Source organism: Arthrobacter sp. U41 (genome assembly GCF_007679325.1).
Taxonomy (GTDB): domain Bacteria; phylum Actinomycetota; class Actinomycetes; order Actinomycetales; family Micrococcaceae; genus Arthrobacter.
The window spans coordinates 696,863-714,532 of sequence record NZ_VEGI01000001.1 but is presented as its reverse complement, the minus strand read 5'-3'; the positions used below and the strand labels follow the sequence as shown (position 1 = coordinate 714,532).

At 66.0% G+C, this 17,670-nt stretch carries 16 protein-coding genes and 2 tRNA genes; 7 read left to right on the top strand and 11 right to left on the bottom strand.

Features of this window, described 5'->3' with window-relative positions; genetic code table 11:
• Positions 1–7: 7 nt before the first annotated feature.
• The 6 genes from FS787_RS03275 to bcp all read right to left on the bottom strand — a co-directional run bounded on the left by FS787_RS03275 (position 8) and on the right by bcp (position 6,302).
• Positions 8–1,513 carry a malate:quinone oxidoreductase gene (locus tag FS787_RS03275; protein WP_144670874.1) on the bottom strand — a complete coding sequence of 502 codons (1,506 nt, stop codon included), beginning with the start codon at positions 1,511–1,513 and terminating at the stop codon, positions 8–10.
• A 79-nt stretch (positions 1,514–1,592) separates the two neighbouring features.
• On the bottom strand, positions 1,593–3,227 hold the full coding sequence (locus FS787_RS03270) for an ABC transporter substrate-binding protein (protein ID WP_144671905.1): 1,635 nt from the start codon (positions 3,225–3,227) through the stop codon (positions 1,593–1,595).
• Between the two features lie 336 nt (positions 3,228–3,563).
• A complete protein-coding gene (locus tag FS787_RS03265) occupies positions 3,564–4,238 on the bottom strand; it encodes a fasciclin domain-containing protein (RefSeq protein ID WP_144670873.1) in 675 nt (224 codons plus the stop codon).
• Between the two features lie 448 nt (positions 4,239–4,686).
• Positions 4,687–4,768 (bottom strand) — tRNA-Leu (locus tag FS787_RS03260).
• Between the two features lie 160 nt (positions 4,769–4,928).
• Positions 4,929–5,594 carry a GAP family protein gene (locus FS787_RS03255; RefSeq protein WP_186329082.1) on the bottom strand — a complete coding sequence of 222 codons (666 nt, stop codon included), beginning with the start codon at positions 5,592–5,594 and terminating at the stop codon, positions 4,929–4,931.
• Positions 5,595–5,828: 234 nt separating this feature from the next.
• Positions 5,829–6,302 carry a thioredoxin-dependent thiol peroxidase gene (gene bcp, locus FS787_RS03250; RefSeq protein ID WP_144670871.1) on the bottom strand — a complete coding sequence of 158 codons (474 nt, stop codon included), beginning with the start codon at positions 6,300–6,302 and terminating at the stop codon, positions 5,829–5,831.
• 117 nt (positions 6,303–6,419) lie between these two features.
• On the opposite strand from bcp, the gene FS787_RS03245 reads away from it, so the two are divergent.
• Positions 6,420–6,893 (top strand): MarR family winged helix-turn-helix transcriptional regulator, encoded by a 474-nt coding sequence (locus FS787_RS03245; RefSeq protein ID WP_144671903.1) that lies wholly within the window; start codon positions 6,420–6,422, stop codon positions 6,891–6,893.
• Positions 6,894–7,306: 413 nt separating this feature from the next.
• Positions 7,307–7,447, top strand: coding sequence for a hypothetical protein (locus FS787_RS17950; RefSeq protein ID WP_186329081.1), 141 nt, complete (start codon positions 7,307–7,309; stop codon positions 7,445–7,447).
• A gap of 26 nt (positions 7,448–7,473) precedes the next feature.
• On the opposite strand, the gene FS787_RS03240 is transcribed toward FS787_RS17950, so the two are convergent.
• Complete coding sequence (locus tag FS787_RS03240) at positions 7,474–7,926, bottom strand: hypothetical protein (protein ID WP_144670870.1); 453 nt, start codon at positions 7,924–7,926, stop codon at positions 7,474–7,476.
• A 229-nt stretch (positions 7,927–8,155) separates the two neighbouring features.
• Between FS787_RS03240 and FS787_RS03235 the strand changes: the two genes are divergently transcribed.
• Complete coding sequence (locus FS787_RS03235) at positions 8,156–8,701, top strand: hypothetical protein (RefSeq protein ID WP_144670869.1); 546 nt, start codon at positions 8,156–8,158, stop codon at positions 8,699–8,701.
• An 81-nt stretch (positions 8,702–8,782) separates the two neighbouring features.
• On the opposite strand, the gene FS787_RS03230 is transcribed toward FS787_RS03235, so the two are convergent.
• The 4 genes from FS787_RS03230 to FS787_RS17945 form a co-directional block, all read right to left on the bottom strand.
• Positions 8,783–9,292 (bottom strand): hypothetical protein, encoded by a 510-nt coding sequence (locus tag FS787_RS03230; RefSeq protein ID WP_144670868.1) that lies wholly within the window; start codon positions 9,290–9,292, stop codon positions 8,783–8,785.
• 145 nt (positions 9,293–9,437) lie between these two features.
• Positions 9,438–9,513, bottom strand: a tRNA-Lys gene (locus FS787_RS03225).
• Between the two features lie 117 nt (positions 9,514–9,630).
• Positions 9,631–10,854: a PQQ-dependent sugar dehydrogenase gene (locus FS787_RS03220; RefSeq protein WP_395940309.1), complete on the bottom strand. Its 1,224-nt coding sequence runs from the start codon at positions 10,852–10,854 to the stop codon at positions 9,631–9,633.
• Positions 10,855–10,902: 48 nt separating this feature from the next.
• Complete coding sequence (locus FS787_RS17945; protein WP_186329080.1) at positions 10,903–11,853, bottom strand: hypothetical protein; 951 nt, start codon at positions 11,851–11,853, stop codon at positions 10,903–10,905.
• A gap of 105 nt (positions 11,854–11,958) precedes the next feature.
• Here FS787_RS17945 and FS787_RS03210 point away from each other — a divergent pair, with 105 nt between their 5' ends.
• The 4 genes from FS787_RS03210 to ilvN all read left to right on the top strand — a co-directional run bounded on the left by FS787_RS03210 (position 11,959) and on the right by ilvN (position 17,596).
• Positions 11,959–12,897, top strand: coding sequence for a LysR family transcriptional regulator (locus tag FS787_RS03210; protein ID WP_144670867.1), 939 nt, complete (start codon positions 11,959–11,961; stop codon positions 12,895–12,897).
• Between the two features lie 160 nt (positions 12,898–13,057).
• Positions 13,058–14,779: a dihydroxy-acid dehydratase gene (ilvD, locus tag FS787_RS03205; RefSeq protein ID WP_144670866.1), complete on the top strand. Its 1,722-nt coding sequence runs from the start codon at positions 13,058–13,060 to the stop codon at positions 14,777–14,779.
• Between the two features lie 403 nt (positions 14,780–15,182).
• Positions 15,183–17,081: an acetolactate synthase large subunit gene (locus FS787_RS03200; protein WP_144670865.1), complete on the top strand. Its 1,899-nt coding sequence runs from the start codon at positions 15,183–15,185 to the stop codon at positions 17,079–17,081.
• Positions 17,082–17,083: 2 nt separating this feature from the next.
• The gene (gene ilvN, locus FS787_RS03195) at positions 17,084–17,596 is read left to right on the top strand and encodes an acetolactate synthase small subunit (RefSeq protein WP_069952167.1); all 513 of its coding nucleotides are present in this window, start codon (positions 17,084–17,086) and stop codon (positions 17,594–17,596) included.
• Positions 17,597–17,670 lie beyond the last annotated feature (74 nt).

The following is a 17,670-nucleotide window of genomic DNA, read 5'->3' as shown; positions in this document are numbered from 1 at the left end:
GCGGGCGTCAGCCGCGTGCGGCGTTGACCGTGTCCAGCTGCAGTGCCTTGGCGGTGTCGGCCTCGAGCCGGGCGGCGAGGTCCGGGTTCTCGTTGAGCTTGACGCCGTAGCCGGGCATCATCTCCTTGAACTTGGACTGCCACCCCTTGAACTGCTTGGGGAAGGACTTCTGGAGCAGTTCGATCATGATGGGCACTGCGGTGGACGCGCCCGGGGACGCACCCAGCAGGGCGCCGATGGAGCCGTCGCGGCCGGCGATGACTTCGGTGCCGAACTGGAGCACGCCGCCCTTCTTCGGATCCTTCTTGATGATCTGTACACGCTGGCCGGCGGTGATGAGTTCCCAGTCGCCGTCCTGTGCCGCGGGGTAGTACTCGCGCAGGGCTTCCACCTTGGCGCCGTGCCGCTTGGCGACTTCCTTCACCAGGTAAGCGGTGAGGTCCATGTTGTCCTTGGCCACGGCCAGCATCGGGATGATGTTGGAAGGCCGGATGGACAGCGGCAGGTCCAGGTAGGAGCCGTTCTTGAGGAAGTTCGTGGAGAAGCCGGCGTACGGGCCGAACAGCAGGGATCGCTTGCCGTTGACGTAGCGGGTGTCCAGGTGCGGGACGGACATGGGCGGGGCGCCGACGGAGGCCTGGCCGTAGACCTTGGCGCTGTGCTGGGCCGCGAGCGTCTCGTCGGTGCAGCGGAAGAACTGGCCGGAGACGGGGAAACCGCCGTAGCCTTTGCTTTCCGGAATGCCGGAGGCCTGCAGCAGGTGCAAGGCCCCGCCGCCGGCGCCGACGAAGACGAACTTCGCGCGGATCGAACCGTGTTCGCCGGACCTGGGGTGCTTGATCGACAGGTCCCAGCCGCCGCCGGGGGCGCGCTTGATGCCGGAAACGTCGTGGCCGTAGTTGACCTCCACGCCGTTGTTGCCGAGGTAGGTGGTCAGCTCGCGGGTCAGGGCGCCGAAGTCGACGTCGGTCCCTTCCGCGGCGCGGGTGGCGGCGATGCGCTGCTTCGGGTCGCGGCCCTTGACGATCAACGGGGCCCACTTGGCGATCTGGGCGTGGTCCTCGGAGTATTCCATCGAGCGGAACAACGGGTTCGGCTTGAGCGCCTCATAACGGGTGCGCAGGAACTTGGTGTTGTCCTCGCCGATCACAAAGCTCATGTGCGGCACGGTGTTGATGAAGCCCTTGGGGGAGCCGATCATGCCGTTCGTGACCAGGTGGGACCAGAACTGGCGCGACAGCTGGAACTGCTCGTTGATGAGGAGCGCCTTCGCGGGGTCCACCGAGCCGTCTTTGGCGGCGGGGGAGTAATTAAGCTCACACAGCGCCGCATGTCCGGTGCCGGCGTTGTTCCAGGGGTCGGAGCTCTCCAGACCCGGCTCATCCAGCTTCTCGAAGAGGGAGATCGTCCAGTTCGGCTCGAGCTGCTTCAGGAAGGCACCGAGCGTGGCGCTCATGATGCCGCCACCAATCAGGACGACGTCGGCATGTTGGGTCTTGGAAATGAAAGTCACAATCAGTCTCCGATTAGCAGCGGGTCTGGCTGTCACAGAATATCCCGCACCGGCCTCTTACTGAAATTGGCCCCGTCCGTCAAGGCTTTAGCTCCACCTTTGTGAAAACTTCGTTGAGAACGGGCGACGCCGGGTACTTCACCACCCGGTCGGAAAGGGCCAGGGCCGAGATCGGGAAAGCGATGGGCACGGCGGGGACCGAGGCGGCGATCTGCGCGTTGATGGTCTGGTACTCCGCGGTCCGCTCCTCGCCGTCGGGCAGGCCGCGGGCCCGGGAGATCTTGGAAAAGACCTGCGGGTCCTGGTAGCCGAACTCGCCGGTGTTCTCGCCGAAAAGCGGGCCGACGAAGTTGTCCGGATCAGCGTAGGAGCCGTTCCAGCCCAGAAGGTGGAGGGCGTGGTCCCCGGGGGACGTGACCTTCTGGAGGTAGCCGTCGGACCACTCCACGGGCACCGGTTTGATGTTCAGCCCGACGGCGGTCAGCTGCTTGCTGATTTCCGCGTAGACCTTTTCCGGCGTCGGGAGGTAGGGCCTGGTGACGTTCAACGGGTAGTAGAACTTCAGTTCCTGCCCGTTGTAGCCGGCCTCGGCAAGCAACTCCTTGGCTTTCGCCGGGTTGTGCCCCAGGGCGGGCGCGTTGTTGTTGAAGCCGCTGAGCTTGGGCGGGACGAATTGCGTGGCCTCGGCGGTGTTGTCAATGAAGAACCTGCGGATCAGCAGGCCCTTGTCCAGCGCCATTTCGATCGCCTGACGGACCTTGATGTCGCCCAGGATGGGCACTTCCTGGTTCATGCCGACGTACATGACGGAGAACGGATCCCGCTGGACGATCTGCTGTCCGCGTTTGACCAGCTGGTCGAAGTTGCCGATGGTCACGGCGTCGTACGCGTCGATTTTGCCGTCGAGCAGGGCCTGCATGCGGGTCTGGGTGTGATCGTAGGTGACAAAGTTGATGGTGCCGATCTGGCCTTTGTCGCCCCAGTAGTCCTTGTTGCTGGAGAGCGTGATGCTGCTCGGATCCCAGGAATCAAAGACGTAGGGGCCGGTTCCCACCGGATGGAGCCCGTAGGCGGAGACGGGCTGGCCGTCGCGGCTCTGGTTCAGCTCGTCGGCGTTTTTGGCCGCAAGGGCCTGGGGCGAGGAGATGGCGAAGGCGGGCAGCGTGAGGGCCTGCAGGAATCCGGTGAAGGGCTGGGTCAGGTCGATCCGGACGTTGTCCGGTGCCAGCGCGGTGCATCCCTTGTAGATGGACAGGGATGCCTGATCGGCGTGGGCCTTGAAAACGCCCTTGAAGGTGGTCCCGGGAGCCTGCTTCCGGAGCGCCTCGGGGAACTTGAACCAGCGGTCAAAGTTGCTGCAGACGGCCGCGGCGTTGAAGGCCGTCCCGTCCTGGAACGTCACCTTCTCGCGGAGCTTGAACGTGTACGAGCGGCCTTCAGCGCTGGTGGTCCATTCGGTGGCCAGCAGCGGCGTGGGCTGTCCCGTGGTCTGGTCCACGCCGACCAGTCCCTCAAGGACCTGGCGTGTGATCCGGTAGGACTCGATATCGGAGACTACAGCCGGATCCAGTCCGAGCGGCTGGGACGCGGTGCCGAAGTTGAACACCGCGTCGGGGGCGGCATCCGAGGAGCTGGGCGAGGCGGTGGCGGAGGCCGGGCCGGGGCCGGGGGTTCCGGTGCAGGCGGCGAGCGGCAGTGTCAGGAGCACGGCCATACCGGCCGCGATGCGGCGCACTGCGCCGGTCCGCGCTCCGCTGGCTTGCAGTCTGCTGGCCTGCAGTCTGCTGCGGCGCAGGGCGCGGCTGGGCACTGTACTTTTGGGCACTCGGTTATCACCTCAGGGACTGGATGGACCGCCGGCTGCGGAACAGGCTCATTCTAGTTGACCCACCCGGGCGGTAGCTGGGAGCCAGGCGGCGCCGCGGGCCGCGCCCGGTCCACCGGCCGCGGCAGGCACAAACGAAGGCCCGCACCAGGGGTGCGGGCCTTCGTTTCTCCCGGATGGTCCAGTGAGTCAGGCTGGAATCGCAGCAGGAGCGTTCAGCGGAGCCTACTTGGGCATCAGGACGGAGTCCACCATGTAGACCGTGGCGTTGGCGGTCATAACGCCGCCGCAGACGACGTTGGCGCTGTCAACCTTGAGGGCGTCCTTGGTGCCGGTCACCGTCACGGAACCGCCCTGGACCGTCTTGTGGGTGCCGACGATCTCGTCCGGGCTGATCTTGCCGGGGACTACGTGGTAGGTCAGGATCTTGCTGAGCAGGGCATCGTCCGTCTTCAGCGTTTCGATCGTGGCGGCGTCGATCTTCTTGAAGGCGTCATCCGTCGGTGCGAAGACCGTGAACTCGCTGCCGTTCAGGGTGTCCACCAGATCGACCTTCGGGTTGAGCTTGCCGGAAACTGCGGCGGTCAGCGTGGTGAGGATCGGGTTGTTGGACGCCGCGACCGCTACCGGGTCGAGGGCCATTCCGGAGACGGAGCCGGCGCCGCTGGGAACCTGCTCGGCGTAGGCTGCGCAGCCGGAACCGACGAGGTTGGCGGCCGGATCCATGGCTGCTGCCGAGCTGGCGGACGGCGACGGTGCCATGCTCGATTCCATCGGCGCGGAGGCCGGGGCCGAGGAGTTGGGTGCCGCGGTGGTGGATCCGCCGCAGGCGGTGAGGCTGAGCATGGCTGCAGCAGCGATTCCTGCAACGGAAAGAGTCGTGCGCTTGATGGTCTGCATTTCGGTTTCTCCTTTGTTGTGCCGATCATTGCCGCGGCGAACTGTTGCCGCTTTGGCCCTTTTCCGACTTGTGGGCACCGACCCTTGGTTGGTGTCTCAATGGGTATTCGGGGGCTCGGGAGAAATGGATGGGTGCGGGATTGAATTTCTTTTTATTGGATCGCTTTGTGCCGGATTCTGAGGCGGATTAGCGGCTTGATGTGACCTGTTTTTGGGTGATTTCGGCCCGGTTTTGCGCGGTTTTGTGGTTTTAGGCTGGGTAGGCCCGGGCACCTCCGTTCGCCGTCCGGGGCGCCTTTGATCACGATCGCGTGCCATTGGGTCCGGCGTTCCCGGCGTGTCCGTGCCTAAGTGCCCGGACCGCCGCCCGTATAACCCGCAGAGCCCGGAAAGAGCGGTTAACCAGGAAGGGAGCCCCGGTCCGAAGACCGGGACTCCCTCTAATGTGTGCGCAAGGGGGGACTTGAACCCCCACGCCCGAAGGCACAGGAACCTAAATCCTGCGTGTCTGCCAATTTCACCACTCGCGCGCGGCGCCGCCGTCTGTCGGGTCCTTCGACCGTCGGGGGCGGATGCCAGGCTCCATTGTACATTTCGCGGCACACGCTGCGGCGACTTCCCCAGACAGCGGCGGGGCAGCGGTCGACGGCGGCTGCCGGGCTGTCGGGGGTTCTGGCGGATCCGGTACAGCTACAACCCGGCGAGGCCTTTTCCGATCATGACTGCGCCGATGATGGCCAGGACGGCCGCGATGATGACGTTGTAGTAGCGGACCAGCCAGGTCCGGACAGGTTCCAGAGCTGCACGCACCGGGGTGCCGATAACGAGATACGCCACCACGGGCCCCACGACCGTGATGGTGGCGATCCCCGTGTAGATGAGTATGGCGGCGGAAACCATACCGGGCGGGAGCGTGGAGCTGCCGATCACGACGCCGGCCGCGATGCCGAAGATGAGCTCCTTCGGATTGACCGCGGTCACCAGGAACCCCGTCCGCAGGGCTTTCGCGGGCTTCATACCGTCAAGGGCTTGCATCCACCCGGGGGTCTTCTGTTCCGCTTCGCTCCTGGGCCGCGAGCGGAACTTGGAGAGCGCCAGGATGACGAACAGCACGCCCAGCACGAGGCGGATGGCTGCGCCGACGCGTGTACCGCCCGATCCCTGCGTGGCAACGTCGGACAGTGCGGCCACCGCAAGCACCGTGGCTAGGGCCGCGAGGACCCGGCCCGCGGCGAAGGCGATGCTCCGGCCCCTGCCATTCGGGGAAAGGATGATCAGCAGCACAGCTATGAGCGGGAGCGGGCTGGCCGCCATGCCGATGGCCTGGGGCACCAGTTCCGCAATCAGTTCAAGCACGCTGGGGTCCCGTGCACTGCTCCGTCGACGCGCTGTGCCCGCCGCGGGGAGCGGAGTCCGCATCCGTCGTCGGCACCGGTTTCCTCCTCAGGACTCCGTATCCACTGGGTTCCAGGGCCTGATCCTCGCCATGAACCCGGAGAGACCTGGACCTCCAGCGAATGTAGGCCGGGGAACGGCCTTCACACATCACCCAAGGGGGATGAGTGAAGGCGCCCCAGTGACATCAGGCCGTTAGGCGTCGATTTTGAGGTCTCGGCGCAGTTTGGCGACATGCCCGGTGGCCCGGACGTTATATTGCGCTGCCGCGACGTTCCCGTCGGGGTCCACCACCACCGTCGACCGGATGAGACCCTGGTAGGTCTTACCGTAGTTTTTCTTCTCGCCCCAGGCCGCGTAGGCCTCGGCGACGGTGTGGTCCGGATCGGACAGCAGGGGGAAATCCAGTCCTTCCGCAGCTGCGAACCTGGCCAGTTTCTCCACGGGGTCGGGGGAGATGCCCACCACCTCGTAACCGGCCTGCCGCAGGGATGCCAGGGAATCCCGGAAGTCGCAGGCCTGTTTTGTGCAACCCGGGGTGGACGCCGCCGGGTAGAAATAGACCACAGTGCTGCGGCCCCGGAAGTCCGTGAGGGAGACGTCGTGCCCCTCGGCGTTCTTCAGGGTGAAAGCTGGCGCCGGATCACCGGGGATGAGTCGTTCAGGCAAGTTGTGCTCCTTATCGGGGTGGGCGCTGCGGGGCTTCCTGGGGGCGATATACCAGCCTAGTGAGAGTCGGTGGCAGCGCCGAATCGTACGATCGCTATACTCTTTGGTATGCCTGATATGGATCGCTGGCCCACGGGCCGCCTATTGTCCACGGCAGCACGCCTTGTTGAACACTCCTGGAACGAAAAATTGGGGGCCATTGGCCTGACCCATGCCGGGGTCATCGCGATGGAAGTGCTCTCCGTCAACGGACCGATGACCCAGGCCCAGCTTGCCCAATTGGTGCGTGTACAGGCGCAGACCATGGGCAAGACTCTCAGCCGGCTCGAAGCCCACGGTCACATCTCCCGCCAGCGCAGTGCCTCCGACCGCCGCAGCCACGTCGTGTCCCTGACCGACCGGGGCCGCGAGGCAGTTGCCCAGGCCGCAGACATGGAACGTGCCGTGCTCGCCGCCGCCTCCATCGATCCGGATGTCCTCAGGCAGGAACTCCAGGCGGTGGTCACCGAACTGGCCACCAGGATTTCCTCTCCTGAGGTGAAGGCAATCGTCGCCACCCAGGATCCGAGCCTGTCCGTCGAGGCTAACTAGGCGGCAAATTTCCCCCGACGCGGGGTGCCCGACGTCGAACATCCCGCCTTCTGGGCGGAGGAGCGCTCTTTCTCCCTTAAGTAGTCCGGTGCCTGAAACGAGTACAGATTACTCGTTTCGACTCCGGAGCACCGGAGGAGCATGGGGCGCATGACTAGCTACGTTCTCGAAGCGAGATCCCTGGAGCATCGTTGCCAGTGCTGCGGTGAATTTGCTGATGCCGTGTTCTGTGAAGGGTGCGATCCCCACCCCGCGGACCCCGAATCGTCAGCGCCGCCCGTGGCGGGACCACACCGGCACGCCGATATAGGGCACTCCGTACCCCGTCGTAGACGTTGACCCCGAGGCTCTCCGATCAGCGGCGTCCCGTGTCCCTCACGGGTGCGGGCCCCGGCTGCGAATAGGCTCAAGGGATGGACACAAACCCGGTTGCTGAGCTGGAAGGGCAGACCTCGATCAACGAGCTGCTCGACGAGCCCGTCGGGGCGTCACCGGTGCAGTTGGCCCTGCCCATCCACTTCCAGCTGGCTGTTGCGGTCCGGCGCGGAGCCTGACCGAAGTCCGTGAGCGCGGCTCCCGCTTAGTCGCATCCGCCGCCACCGTCGCCGCCGCCACAGTCACCCGAGGAATCCCCTCCGGAGCTGTAGCCGCCGTCGCCGCCATAGCCTTGGCTGTGCGATTTCGAACTCCTCCTGCGGGGAGTGAGCACCCCGAAAAGCAGAACGCCGGCCGCCTGCGGATCGCCCCCTGATGCGGCAAAAGCCTTCCGCCGACTCCGGCCCAGAAGCCACAGAACAGTCAGGAACAAGGCGAAAGATAGAGCCATGCCGGCGAGCAGGGCCGTGTCGCCCGACGGGTCCGCAGTTTCCAGGTTGAGCGCCGTGCTCAGCATGCCGCCAAGGAACAGTCCGACAGGAACCGCGAGCAGCAGCCTCCGCACCAGCGCCCAGCGAAGACTGGACACAGCCACGGGCAGCTGTTTCAGGCCGCGGGTGCGCTTGTAGCTGCGCACGGCCATCTTCGACTTGCTCATGGCAGGCTCCCCGCGCTCACAGGTCCGGGTACGTTGTGCAATTCATTCATTGATCCCCCAAAAAGCGTTCGGTACGTCACTGCCATGCAGTCTATGCGGCCCGATCATAGTAGGAGCCGCCCCCGCGGGGGTCATCTAGGCGAGCAACTCAACGCCGGCGAGGCTGTCAAAGCGGGATGATTCCCCTTCGGGGCCGCCCAATGTGACTAGCGGGCGCTAGGATGCGGATATGGCCGGCGAGATGCTCAAGCCCTCACCCCGGGGGAGGTGGGAGAAGGCCGCTGCCTCCTCGAATTTCTGGCTGCTCTTCCTCGCGCTGTTTGCCATGAACGTCCTTCGCGATGAACTGGGTCCCTGGGGATCCACGGCCGCAGTCGTTGTCATCATGGGTCTTGGTTCACTTCTGCTCGGCCGCAGGGCAGCCCCTGAGCGGAGGGCGCGGCTGGCACGTGATGCCGATCGCGGAATCGTCGAATGCGCTCTCCGCTACCCGGACGCGCTTCCCGGTTCCCTTCGAGGCATGTGGCTGCCCGGGTTCGCGGAGATCAGCAGCGGTACCATCAAGTTCCAGCCGGACTACGTCGACAAAGGCGAACCCGAAGGCAAGGTCACCGTCTTCTCCGACGTTGTCAGCCAGGACCAGGTCGAGCCGCCCCCGAAAAGGCCGCCCGGGCTTAAGAAGAATTGGACAATCGTGGCCCTTGCGACTGACAAGGGGCGGCTCCACCTTGCCAGCGGGGAGTCTGGCGTGAAGCTCATCGAAGAGAGGCTCTAGGGCAGGTCTCCCTGGTGATCTCCCTTTAGGTCGGGCATGGGTAGCGGCCGTCCCACGGGCGGTACGCCACACGTGTTTCGCCTATGGACGCGGGAGCCAGCTGAGGTCGCGGACATGATAGGTCCGCGCAGGCGTCACGTACTCGGTCATAACCCCGTACTGGGTGTTCACGAACGCAGACCCGGTGAAGCGGGGATCTTTAAGTGCGACCAGGGCAAGCCTGACTCCTTCGCCTTCCACCTCCGCTCCAGCCACCCGGAAGTCGTCCGGGAGTCCGCCCCAGATGCGCATGGACAACGGGAAGAACAGGGCGATTTCCGGGGGAAGGTAATCGTCCCGGTCCCGGGGCCGCTGTTCAACCTTCCCGGTGGTGTACTCGATCCTGCCGCCAGTGGAGGGCGTGAACGTCCAGGTTTTGTTTTCGTCGGCGACCGTCCAGATCCTGTCGTTGTAGCTGACCATGACCTCTGCTGACCGTGTGGCGCCATCTTCCAGGTTGACCTGTTCGACGGTGGCGCCCAGCCGGCGCTGCATGCTTGAGTTCCGCACGGCAGTCAGAATCGACAACAGGGCCTCAAAAGATTCGTCCAAAGCGGCGTCCTTTACATGGGGAACAGTGGGCAGGCTGTTGGATGCCAACCTACTCCAGAACCGCGGAATCCTATCGGGCGTATTTCGGGCAAAACAAAAACCCCGCCTTCCGGACCATAAGGCCTGAAAGACGGGGTTTTCTTGGTGGTGCACCCCCCGGGACTCGAACCCGGAACCCATTGATTAAGAGTCAATTGCTCTGCCAGTTGAGCTAGAGGTGCATCTGTTGTTTTTGTTCTTCGCGGTCTTTTTGTTCCCGCGTTGTTCTCCGCAACGACATGAAACTCTACACGAGTTTGGGCGGAGTGTGAAATCGGGCCGACTGCCCGCCCCGCGGGCTACTCCGGCAGCTCCAAAACCAGCACGAAATCAGGGTTTTTGTTGTTGCTGAGGACCCAGAGGCGGCCGTCCGGAGCCAATGCAACGTTCCTGATCCTCCCGTACTCCCGTGTGAAATAGCTCACGGGATCTCCGGCGAATTCGCCGTTCAGGGGTGTCGCCCACACCCGCTGGCCGCGCAGCGCCCCCAGGTAGGCCGTGTCGCCGACAATTTCCAGCCCGCTGGGGGAGGACTCCGCCGTCGACGGCCACACCACCTTCGCGTCCCGGAAGCCTTCACGGCGCGGGGCGCCCGTGACCTCCGGCCAGCCGTAATTGCCGCCGGGGACGATCAGGTTCAGTTCGTCGTCGACGTCGGGCCCGAATTCACTTGCCCACAGCCGGCCGGCGCTGTCCCACGCGAGGCCCTGGACATTGCGGTGGCCCACGCTGTACACCGGGTTGTCGCCAAACGGGTTGCCCGGCGCAGGGCGCCCCTCCGGCGTGATGCGCAGGATCTTGCCGCCGAGGGCGTTAACGTCCTGCGGCTGCTCCGTGCGCCGCGAATCCCCGGTGCCGACATACAGGTGTCCGTCCGGACCGAAACGGATGCGCCCGCCGTTGTGCGTCGCGGCCTTGGGGATTCCGGAGAAGATGACCTCCGAGGGGCCCAGAACCAGCGTCCCGCCCCGCTCCTCCAGACGCATCCGCGCGATCCTGTTGTCACGCGCCGCTGTGAAGTAGGCGTACAGGTAGCGGTCGTTGGCGAAATCCGGAGACAGCGCCAGCCCCAGCAGTCCACCTTCTCCGCCGGGCACGACGTCGGGCACCGTGCCGATAGTGCCGGCCCGTCCATTGCGCGCTCCCGGCGCGATGCTCCGGAGCCGCGTGCTGTCGCGTTCGGAGATGATGGCGGTGCCGTCGGGCAGGAAGACCGTGGACCACGGCAGCTGCAACTCGGCGTCGAGCTTTTCGGCAACCGTAGGCCGGTCCACGCCAGTCGGGGTCACGTCAGGCGTGGCGCTCTCCAGGCCCGGTGTGGCGGTGCTGCCGCTGGGCGGGGGAGCGGTGCCGGCGGGCACGTCGGCACCGCCGGCCGAACAGCCGCTGAGCATGATCGCGACGGCGGCCGCCAGGCCCACCCAGCCGCGTGCGCCCGCGGAGGGTGCGCCCGCGCCCCGGGCGCGGCGAAGAGCGGGGCGCGGTTCAGCTACGTGCCGGCGTCCTGCCGCTGTCCCCGTCATCGCTGGTCCGGTCCCGTCCAATGATTTTTCGGTGTCCCGCGCAACGGGTTACTGCCGCGTCCGGCGCGGAGGGCGGAAGCCCGCGGCCTCGGCGTGCGCCGCGGAGAGGAACCAGACCTCGGCGCGGGTTTCCTCGTAGGCGGCGCTGGTCTCCTCGTGATAGATCATCGAGGAGGCGTTGCCCTTGACGGTGAAGCCCTCGGGGCCGCTGCCGTCGGCCGAAGCTGCCGCCGACCCCTCGCCGTATGGCTGGTCGGCCGCCAGATGCCCGGCGGGCTCGGCCTCGAGGACTGCCTCCGCCGCAGCCGATTCGGCGCCAGGGAGGGTCGGGGCGTGGGGCTCCGTGTATTCGGGGTGGTGTACGGGGGCGCCTGCCTGTCCCGCTGCTGCTGCACCGGTCGCGGCGGTGGCACCGGCGGCGCCCGCACCGGCGGCACCCGCGACGTGCGCACCGGCGCCGTGGACGGGTTCCGGGTGGACGGCGGTATGAGGCTCGGCCGGCGGGGTTTCGGACCACTGGGTTTCCCACTCGGGGCTTTCGGCCGGGGCGGATTCGGCCGGCGCCGCTGTGGCGCCCGATGCGTTAGCACCCGCCGCCTCGGTGCCCGACACCTCGGCTGCTGCAGCCGCAGCCGCCGCCCGAGCCTTCAAGTGGGCCTCGACGGCCGCCCGGTCTTCGGCCTCGGCAACGGGGTCGGGGGCTGGTTCGGGTTCGGATCCGGGTTCGGCCTGGTTGAAGCCCGCGGACGTGGGCATCCACGCGAGGCCGGCCGCTGCCGCTGACGGCGAGGAGCCGCCGCCGGACAAGGCGCCGCGGTGACTGGGGCCGTGCTCGGCGTCGTGCAGGTGGGGAGGCGTGGAATCGTCGGTGGAGGCGGTTTCGGCCCCGGCCTTCGTATCTGCGGAGCCGGAGCGGCCGCGGGAGCTGTTGCGGTTCAGCAGCCACCAGACGACGGCGACAATCACCGCGATAACGACGAGCCAGATGATCCAATCCATAGCAGAGTCCTTCTGTCCATGAGGCAAGGTTGCCGTTGCTTGACGGTACGTCCGCCTTAAGGGGGCTGTCCACCCTTCCAGCCACCCGCGCTGTAGCCTCTGTTCATGGATTTCAAGAGACTGCGGATTCTCCGGGAACTGGCGGACCGCGGCACGGTCGGGGCCACAGCCGAGGCCATGAGCGTCACACCCTCCGCCGTGTCGCAGCAGCTCAAGACCCTGCAGGACGAACTGGGGGTGGTCCTGGTCGAGAAATCGGGCCGCGGCGTGCGCCTCACCGAGGCCGGCCTCGCTATGGCGGAAGCCGCCGCCGAGGTGTCCACCGCCATGGCCCGCGCGGAGGCCACCATCGACACTTACCGGCGCGGCTGGCAGACCCACGTCAAGGCCGCGTTCTTCCCCAGTGCCGCCGAGATGTTCCTTCCCGGCCTCCTGCACCGGGTGAAGTCCATCGACGGTCTCCGCTTCCAGGCCCACTTCGAGGATCCCAATGTGGCCGGCTTCGCGGGCCTGACTGCCGACTACGACATTGTGCTGGCCCACAGCGTCGACGGGCCCGATGTCTTCGCCCGGCTGGGACTGACGGTGGTGCCGCTCCTGGATGAGCCCCTCGACGTCGCCATCCCCGAAGGCCACGTGCTGGCCGGAAAGGAGACGCTACGGGCGGAAGACGTGACCGGATACCCGTGGATGGGGGTGCCCGAGGGGTTCCCGTTCGACACCGTGCTCCGCCAGATCGAAGTGCAGGCCGATTCCCCTGCGGTCCGCGCCCAGCTGTTCCCGGACCTGCGGGTCCTTGAGGCCCTGGTCAGCGCCGGCCACGGGCTCAGCCTCCTGCCGCGGTACACGGCCCTGAAAAACCAGGGGAGGGGCTTCGTTCTGCGCCCCCTGGCCGGGGTGAAGGCCAGCCGCAGCATCGTTGCCCTCGCACGCCCGGACGTCGCGGCCCGGACCACCATCCAGCAGGTGCTCACCCTGCTCAAGGCCGAGGCGCAGTCCGTCGCCCAGGCGCCGGAACTGCGTGATGCTGCTCACCTCAACTGAACTCAACGGAGACGCGACCCCGGGTCGGCCGGAGATTTGAGCCGCTGGAGTCCATCAGGTGAGACGCGAGTCCACTATTTGGTCGCAACATTCCCGGTTTTCCGCTTAATGCGTCCATCCGGGTCGTTGTGCCCTGCGGCGGAGCCCTAGACTTTGACCCATGAGTGAGGACACCCAAACAGCGACAGTCACCCAACCGGACATCAAGCCCCGCAGCCGGGTCGTCACCGACGGGATTCACGCCGCGCCCGCGCGCGGGATGTTCCGGGCGGTCGGCATGGGTGACGACGACTTCGCCAAGCCCCAGATCGGCGTCGCGAGTTCCTGGAACGAAATCACTCCCTGCAACCTCTCCCTGAACCGGCTGGCCCAGGGCGCCAAGGAAGGCGTGCACGCCGGCGGCGGGTTCCCGATGCAGTTCGGCACCATCTCCGTCTCGGACGGCATCTCCATGGGCCACGAAGGCATGCACTTCTCCCTGGTGTCCCGCGAAGTCATTGCCGACTCCGTGGAAACCGTGATGCAGGCAGAGCGAATCGACGGCTCCGTGCTCCTGGCCGGCTGCGACAAGTCGCTCCCGGGCATGCTGATGGCCGCCGCCCGCCTGGACCTCGCGAGCGTCTTCCTCTACGCCGGCTCCATCATGCCCGGCTGGGTCAAGCTGGAGGACGGCTCCGAAAAGGAAGTCACCCTCATCGACGCCTTCGAAGCCGTGGGCGCCTGCGCCGCCGGCAAGATGAGCATGGAGGACCTGACCCGCATCGAAAAGGCGATCTGCCCCGGCGAAGGCGCCTGCGGCGGCATGTACACCGCCAACACGATGGCCTGCATCGGCGAGGCACTGGGCATGTCCCTGCCCGGCTCGGCCGCGCCGCCCTCCGCGGACCGCCGCCGCGACGAATTCGCCCGCAAGTCCGGCGAGGCCGTGGTCAACCTCCTGCGCAAGGGCATCACCGCCCGCGACATCATGACCAAGAAGGCGTTCGAAAACGCGATCGCCGTGACCATGGCCTTCGGCGGTTCCACCAACGCCGTGCTGCACCTGCTGGCCATCGCCCGCGAGGCCGAGGTGGAGCTCACCCTGGACGACTTCAACCGCATCGGCGACAAGATCCCGCACCTGGGTGACCTCAAGCCGTTTGGCCGCTACGTCATGACCGACGTCGACAAGATCGGCGGCGTGCCGGTCATCATGCGCGCACTGCTCGACGCCGGCCTGCTGCACGGCGACTGCCTCACCGTCACCGGCAAGACCGTCGCGGAGAACCTCGAGGCAATCAACCCGCCGGACCTGGACGGCAAGATCCTCCGCGCCATGGACAACCCCATCCACAAGACCGGCGGCATCACCATCCTGCACGGCAGCATGGCTCCGGAGGGGGCCGTTGTGAAGAGCGCCGGCTTCGACGCCGACGTCTTCGAGGGCACCGCCCGCGTCTTCGAGCGCGAGCAGGGCGCCCTGGACGCGCTCGACAACGGCCGGATCAAGGCCGGCGACGTCGTCGTCATCCGTTACGAGGGCCCCAAGGGCGGGCCGGGCATGCGCGAAATGCTCGCCATCACCGGCGCCATCAAGGGCGCTGGCCTGGGCAAGGACGTGCTGCTGCTGACCGACGGCCGCTTCTCCGGTGGAACTACCGGCCTCTGCATCGGCCACGTCGCCCCGGAAGCCGTCGACGGCGGCCCCATCGCCTTCGTCAAGGACGGCGACCGGATCCGCGTGGACATCGCTGCCCGCACCTTCGACCTCCTGGTCGACGAGGCGGAGCTCGAAGCCCGCAAGGTGGGCTGGGAGCCGCTCCCGGCCAAGTTCACCAAGGGTGTGCTCGCAAAGTACGCCAAGCTGGTCCACAGCGCCTCCACGGGCGCCTACTGCGGGTGATTCGCACTGAACCCAACTAGCTCGCAGTTGAGGCCGTTTTTGAGCGGTCAGACCGGCCTTAACTGCGAGCCGGTGGGATAAGGCGTTCAACCAGTGGACAATGGAGTCCAAATAGTGAGACAGGACGCGGGCTCGTTGACACGTGTCTCACTAAGAGGGAAAACTGAACGCATGATCGCATTCGTTACCGCTGGCGTCACTGCAGGCGTCTCCGTCGTACTTACCAAGCGCGTGGCTCCATAGCCGCAACTGGTAACGAACCGTCACGCGCAAACCCCTCGAAGAGCCGCCAGGCTGAGGGGTTTTTTTATTTCCGCACCACCGGTTACACCAGCACCATGCATCACCAGCAGTTCCACGATCACCGAAGATCCAACCATATGATCCACAAAGGAAGAGTCCGATGAGCAAAGGATCGCCGATCAGCCCCTCGCTGATGGCCACTAAGTCCGCTGGAGCCCACAAGGCTTCTGAACGCGTCGAACGTCCGGCCGACGCCGGCGTCGACATTGCTGCCGTCTCTCCTGTCCTTGGACCGAACAACGTCGTACCCCCGACGGTGATGACCGGTTCACAAGCAATTGTCCGCTCGCTCGAAGAACTCGGCGTCGACGATATTTTTGGTTTGCCCGGTGGCGCGATCCTGCCCACCTATGACCCCTTGATGGCTTCCCGAATGAACCACGTTCTGGTCCGTCACGAACAGGGAGCCGGCCACGCCGCGCAAGGCTACGCCATGGTCACCGGACGGGTGGGCGTCTGCATCGCCACGTCCGGCCCGGGTGCCACCAACCTCGTTACCGCCATCATGGATGCCCACATGGACTCCGTGCCGATGGTGGCCATCACCGGCCAGGTCTCCAGCGGAGTCATCGGCACCGATGCCTTCCAGGAAGCGGACATTGTCGGCATCACCATGCCGATCACCAAGCACTCCTTCCTGGTGACCGACCCCAACGACATCCCGCACGTGATGGCCGAGGCATTCCACCTCGCCTCCACCGGACGCCCCGGTCCGGTCCTGGTGGACGTCGCCAAGGACGCCCAGCAGGGTCAGATGACCTTCTCCTGGCCGCCCAAGATCGACCTGCCCGGCTACCACCCGGTGCTCCGCGGCCACAACAAGCAGGTCCGCGAAGCGGCCCGGCTCATCGCGGCGGCCAGCAAGCCCGTGCTCTACGTGGGCGGCGGTGTGGTCAAGGCGCACGCCTCGGCGGAACTGCTGGAACTCGCGGAGCTCTCCGGCGCCCCCGTGGTCACCACCCTGATGGCCCGCGGCGTCTTCCCGGACTCGCACCCGCAGCACGTCGGCATGCCGGGCATGCACGGCACCGTCTCCGCCGTGACCGCCCTGCAGCAGTCCGACCTGCTCATCACGCTGGGTGCCCGCTTCGATGACCGGGTGACCGGCGTCCTGAAGACCTTCGCGCCCAACGCCAAGGTCATCCACGCGGACATCGACCCGGCCGAGATCTCCAAGAACCGCACCGCCGACGTCCCGATTGTGGGCTCGGTCAAGGAGATCATTCCGGAACTCAGCGAGGCCCTGCGCACCCTGTTCGCCGCCTCCGGCACCCCGGACTACACCAACTGGTGGGCCTTCCTGAACAACCTCAAGGAAACCTACCCGCTGGGCTGGACCGAACCGGACGACGGACTCAGCGCCCCGCAGCGCGTGATCGAACGCATCGGCGCCCTCACCGGCCCCGAAGGCGTGTACGTCGCCGGCGTGGGACAGCACCAGATGTGGGCCTCGCAGTTCATCAAGTACGAGCGCCCGCACGCCTGGCTGAACTCCGGCGGCGCCGGCACCATGGGCTACGCCGTGCCGGCCGCGATGGGCGCCAAGGTGGGCAACCCGGACCGCGTGGTGTGGGCCATCGATGGCGACGGCTGCTTCCAGATGACCAACCAGGAACTGGCCACCTGCGCGATCAACAAGATCCCGATCAAGGTCGCCATCATCAACAACTCCTCGCTGGGCATGGTGCGGCAGTGGCAGACCCTCTTCTACGAGGGCCGCTACTCCAACACCGATCTCAACACCGGCCACGACACCGTCCGGATCCCGGACTTCGTGAAGCTGGCGGACGCCTACGGCTGCGCGTCCTTCCGCTGCGACCGCGACGAGGACATCGACGCCACCATCCAGAAGGCCCTGGAAATCAACGACCGCCCTGTGGTCATTGACTTCGTCGTGAGCCCCAACTCCATGGTGTGGCCGATGGTCCCCGCCGGAGTCAGCAACGACCAGATCCAGGTTGCCCGCAACATGACCCCGGAATGGGAAGAGGAGGACTGAACATGACCCGCCACACACTGTCCGTTCTGGTCGAAGACAAGCCCGGTGTGCTGACCCGCGTCGCCAGCCTCTTCGCCCGCCGGGCCTTCAACATCAACTCCCTGGCCGTCGGCCCCACCGAGGTCCCGGGCATGTCCCGGATGACCGTCGTCGTCGACGCCGACGGTGAGCTCATCGAACAGATCACCAAGCAGCTGAACAAGCTGGTCAACGTGATCAAGATCGTTGAACTCACCTCCGAATCTTCCGTACAGCGTGACCACATCCTGGTCAAGGTACGTGCGGACGCCGCTACACGGCTGCAGGTCACCCAGGCTGCAGACCTGTTCCGCGCATCAGTGGTCGACGTCTCCACAGAGTCGGTGGTCATTGAGGCAACGGGCCACCCGGAAAAGCTCACCGCACTGCTCTCAGTGCTGGAGCCTTTCGGCATCCGCGAAATCGTGCAGTCCGGCACCTTGGCCGTTGGGCGGGGATCCCGCTCCATGAGCGACAGGGCTCTGCGCAGCGCTTAGGGGCAGTCCCCGGGCGTCGGGCAGATCCTGCCGCAGCACCACACCACACAAGTTTCACAGACAAGCACCACCCA

Coding starts and splice junctions, on each gene's coding strand:
- FS787_RS03270 (WP_144671905.1), bottom strand. CDS start 3,227: ATGGCCGTGCTCCTGACACTGCCGCTCGCCGCCTGCACCGGAACCCCC.
- FS787_RS03265 (WP_144670873.1), bottom strand. CDS start 4,238: ATGCAGACCATCAAGCGCACGACTCTTTCCGTTGCAGGAATCGCTGCT.
- FS787_RS03245 (WP_144671903.1), top strand. CDS start 6,420: ATGGATCGCTGGCCCACGGGCCGCCTATTGTCCACGGCAGCACGCCTT.
- FS787_RS17950 (WP_186329081.1), top strand. CDS start 7,307: ATGGACACAAACCCGGTTGCTGAGCTGGAAGGGCAGACCTCGATCAAC.
- FS787_RS03240 (WP_144670870.1), bottom strand. CDS start 7,926: ATGAGCAAGTCGAAGATGGCCGTGCGCAGCTACAAGCGCACCCGCGGC.
- FS787_RS03235 (WP_144670869.1), top strand. CDS start 8,156: ATGGCCGGCGAGATGCTCAAGCCCTCACCCCGGGGGAGGTGGGAGAAG.
- FS787_RS03220 (WP_395940309.1), bottom strand. CDS start 10,854: ATGACGGGGACAGCGGCAGGACGCCGGCACGTAGCTGAACCGCGCCCC.
- FS787_RS17945 (WP_186329080.1), bottom strand. CDS start 11,853: ATGGATTGGATCATCTGGCTCGTCGTTATCGCGGTGATTGTCGCCGTC.
- FS787_RS03210 (WP_144670867.1), top strand. CDS start 11,959: ATGGATTTCAAGAGACTGCGGATTCTCCGGGAACTGGCGGACCGCGGC.
- ilvD (WP_144670866.1), top strand. CDS start 13,058: ATGAGTGAGGACACCCAAACAGCGACAGTCACCCAACCGGACATCAAG.
- FS787_RS03200 (WP_144670865.1), top strand. CDS start 15,183: ATGAGCAAAGGATCGCCGATCAGCCCCTCGCTGATGGCCACTAAGTCC.
- ilvN (WP_069952167.1), top strand. CDS start 17,084: ATGACCCGCCACACACTGTCCGTTCTGGTCGAAGACAAGCCCGGTGTG.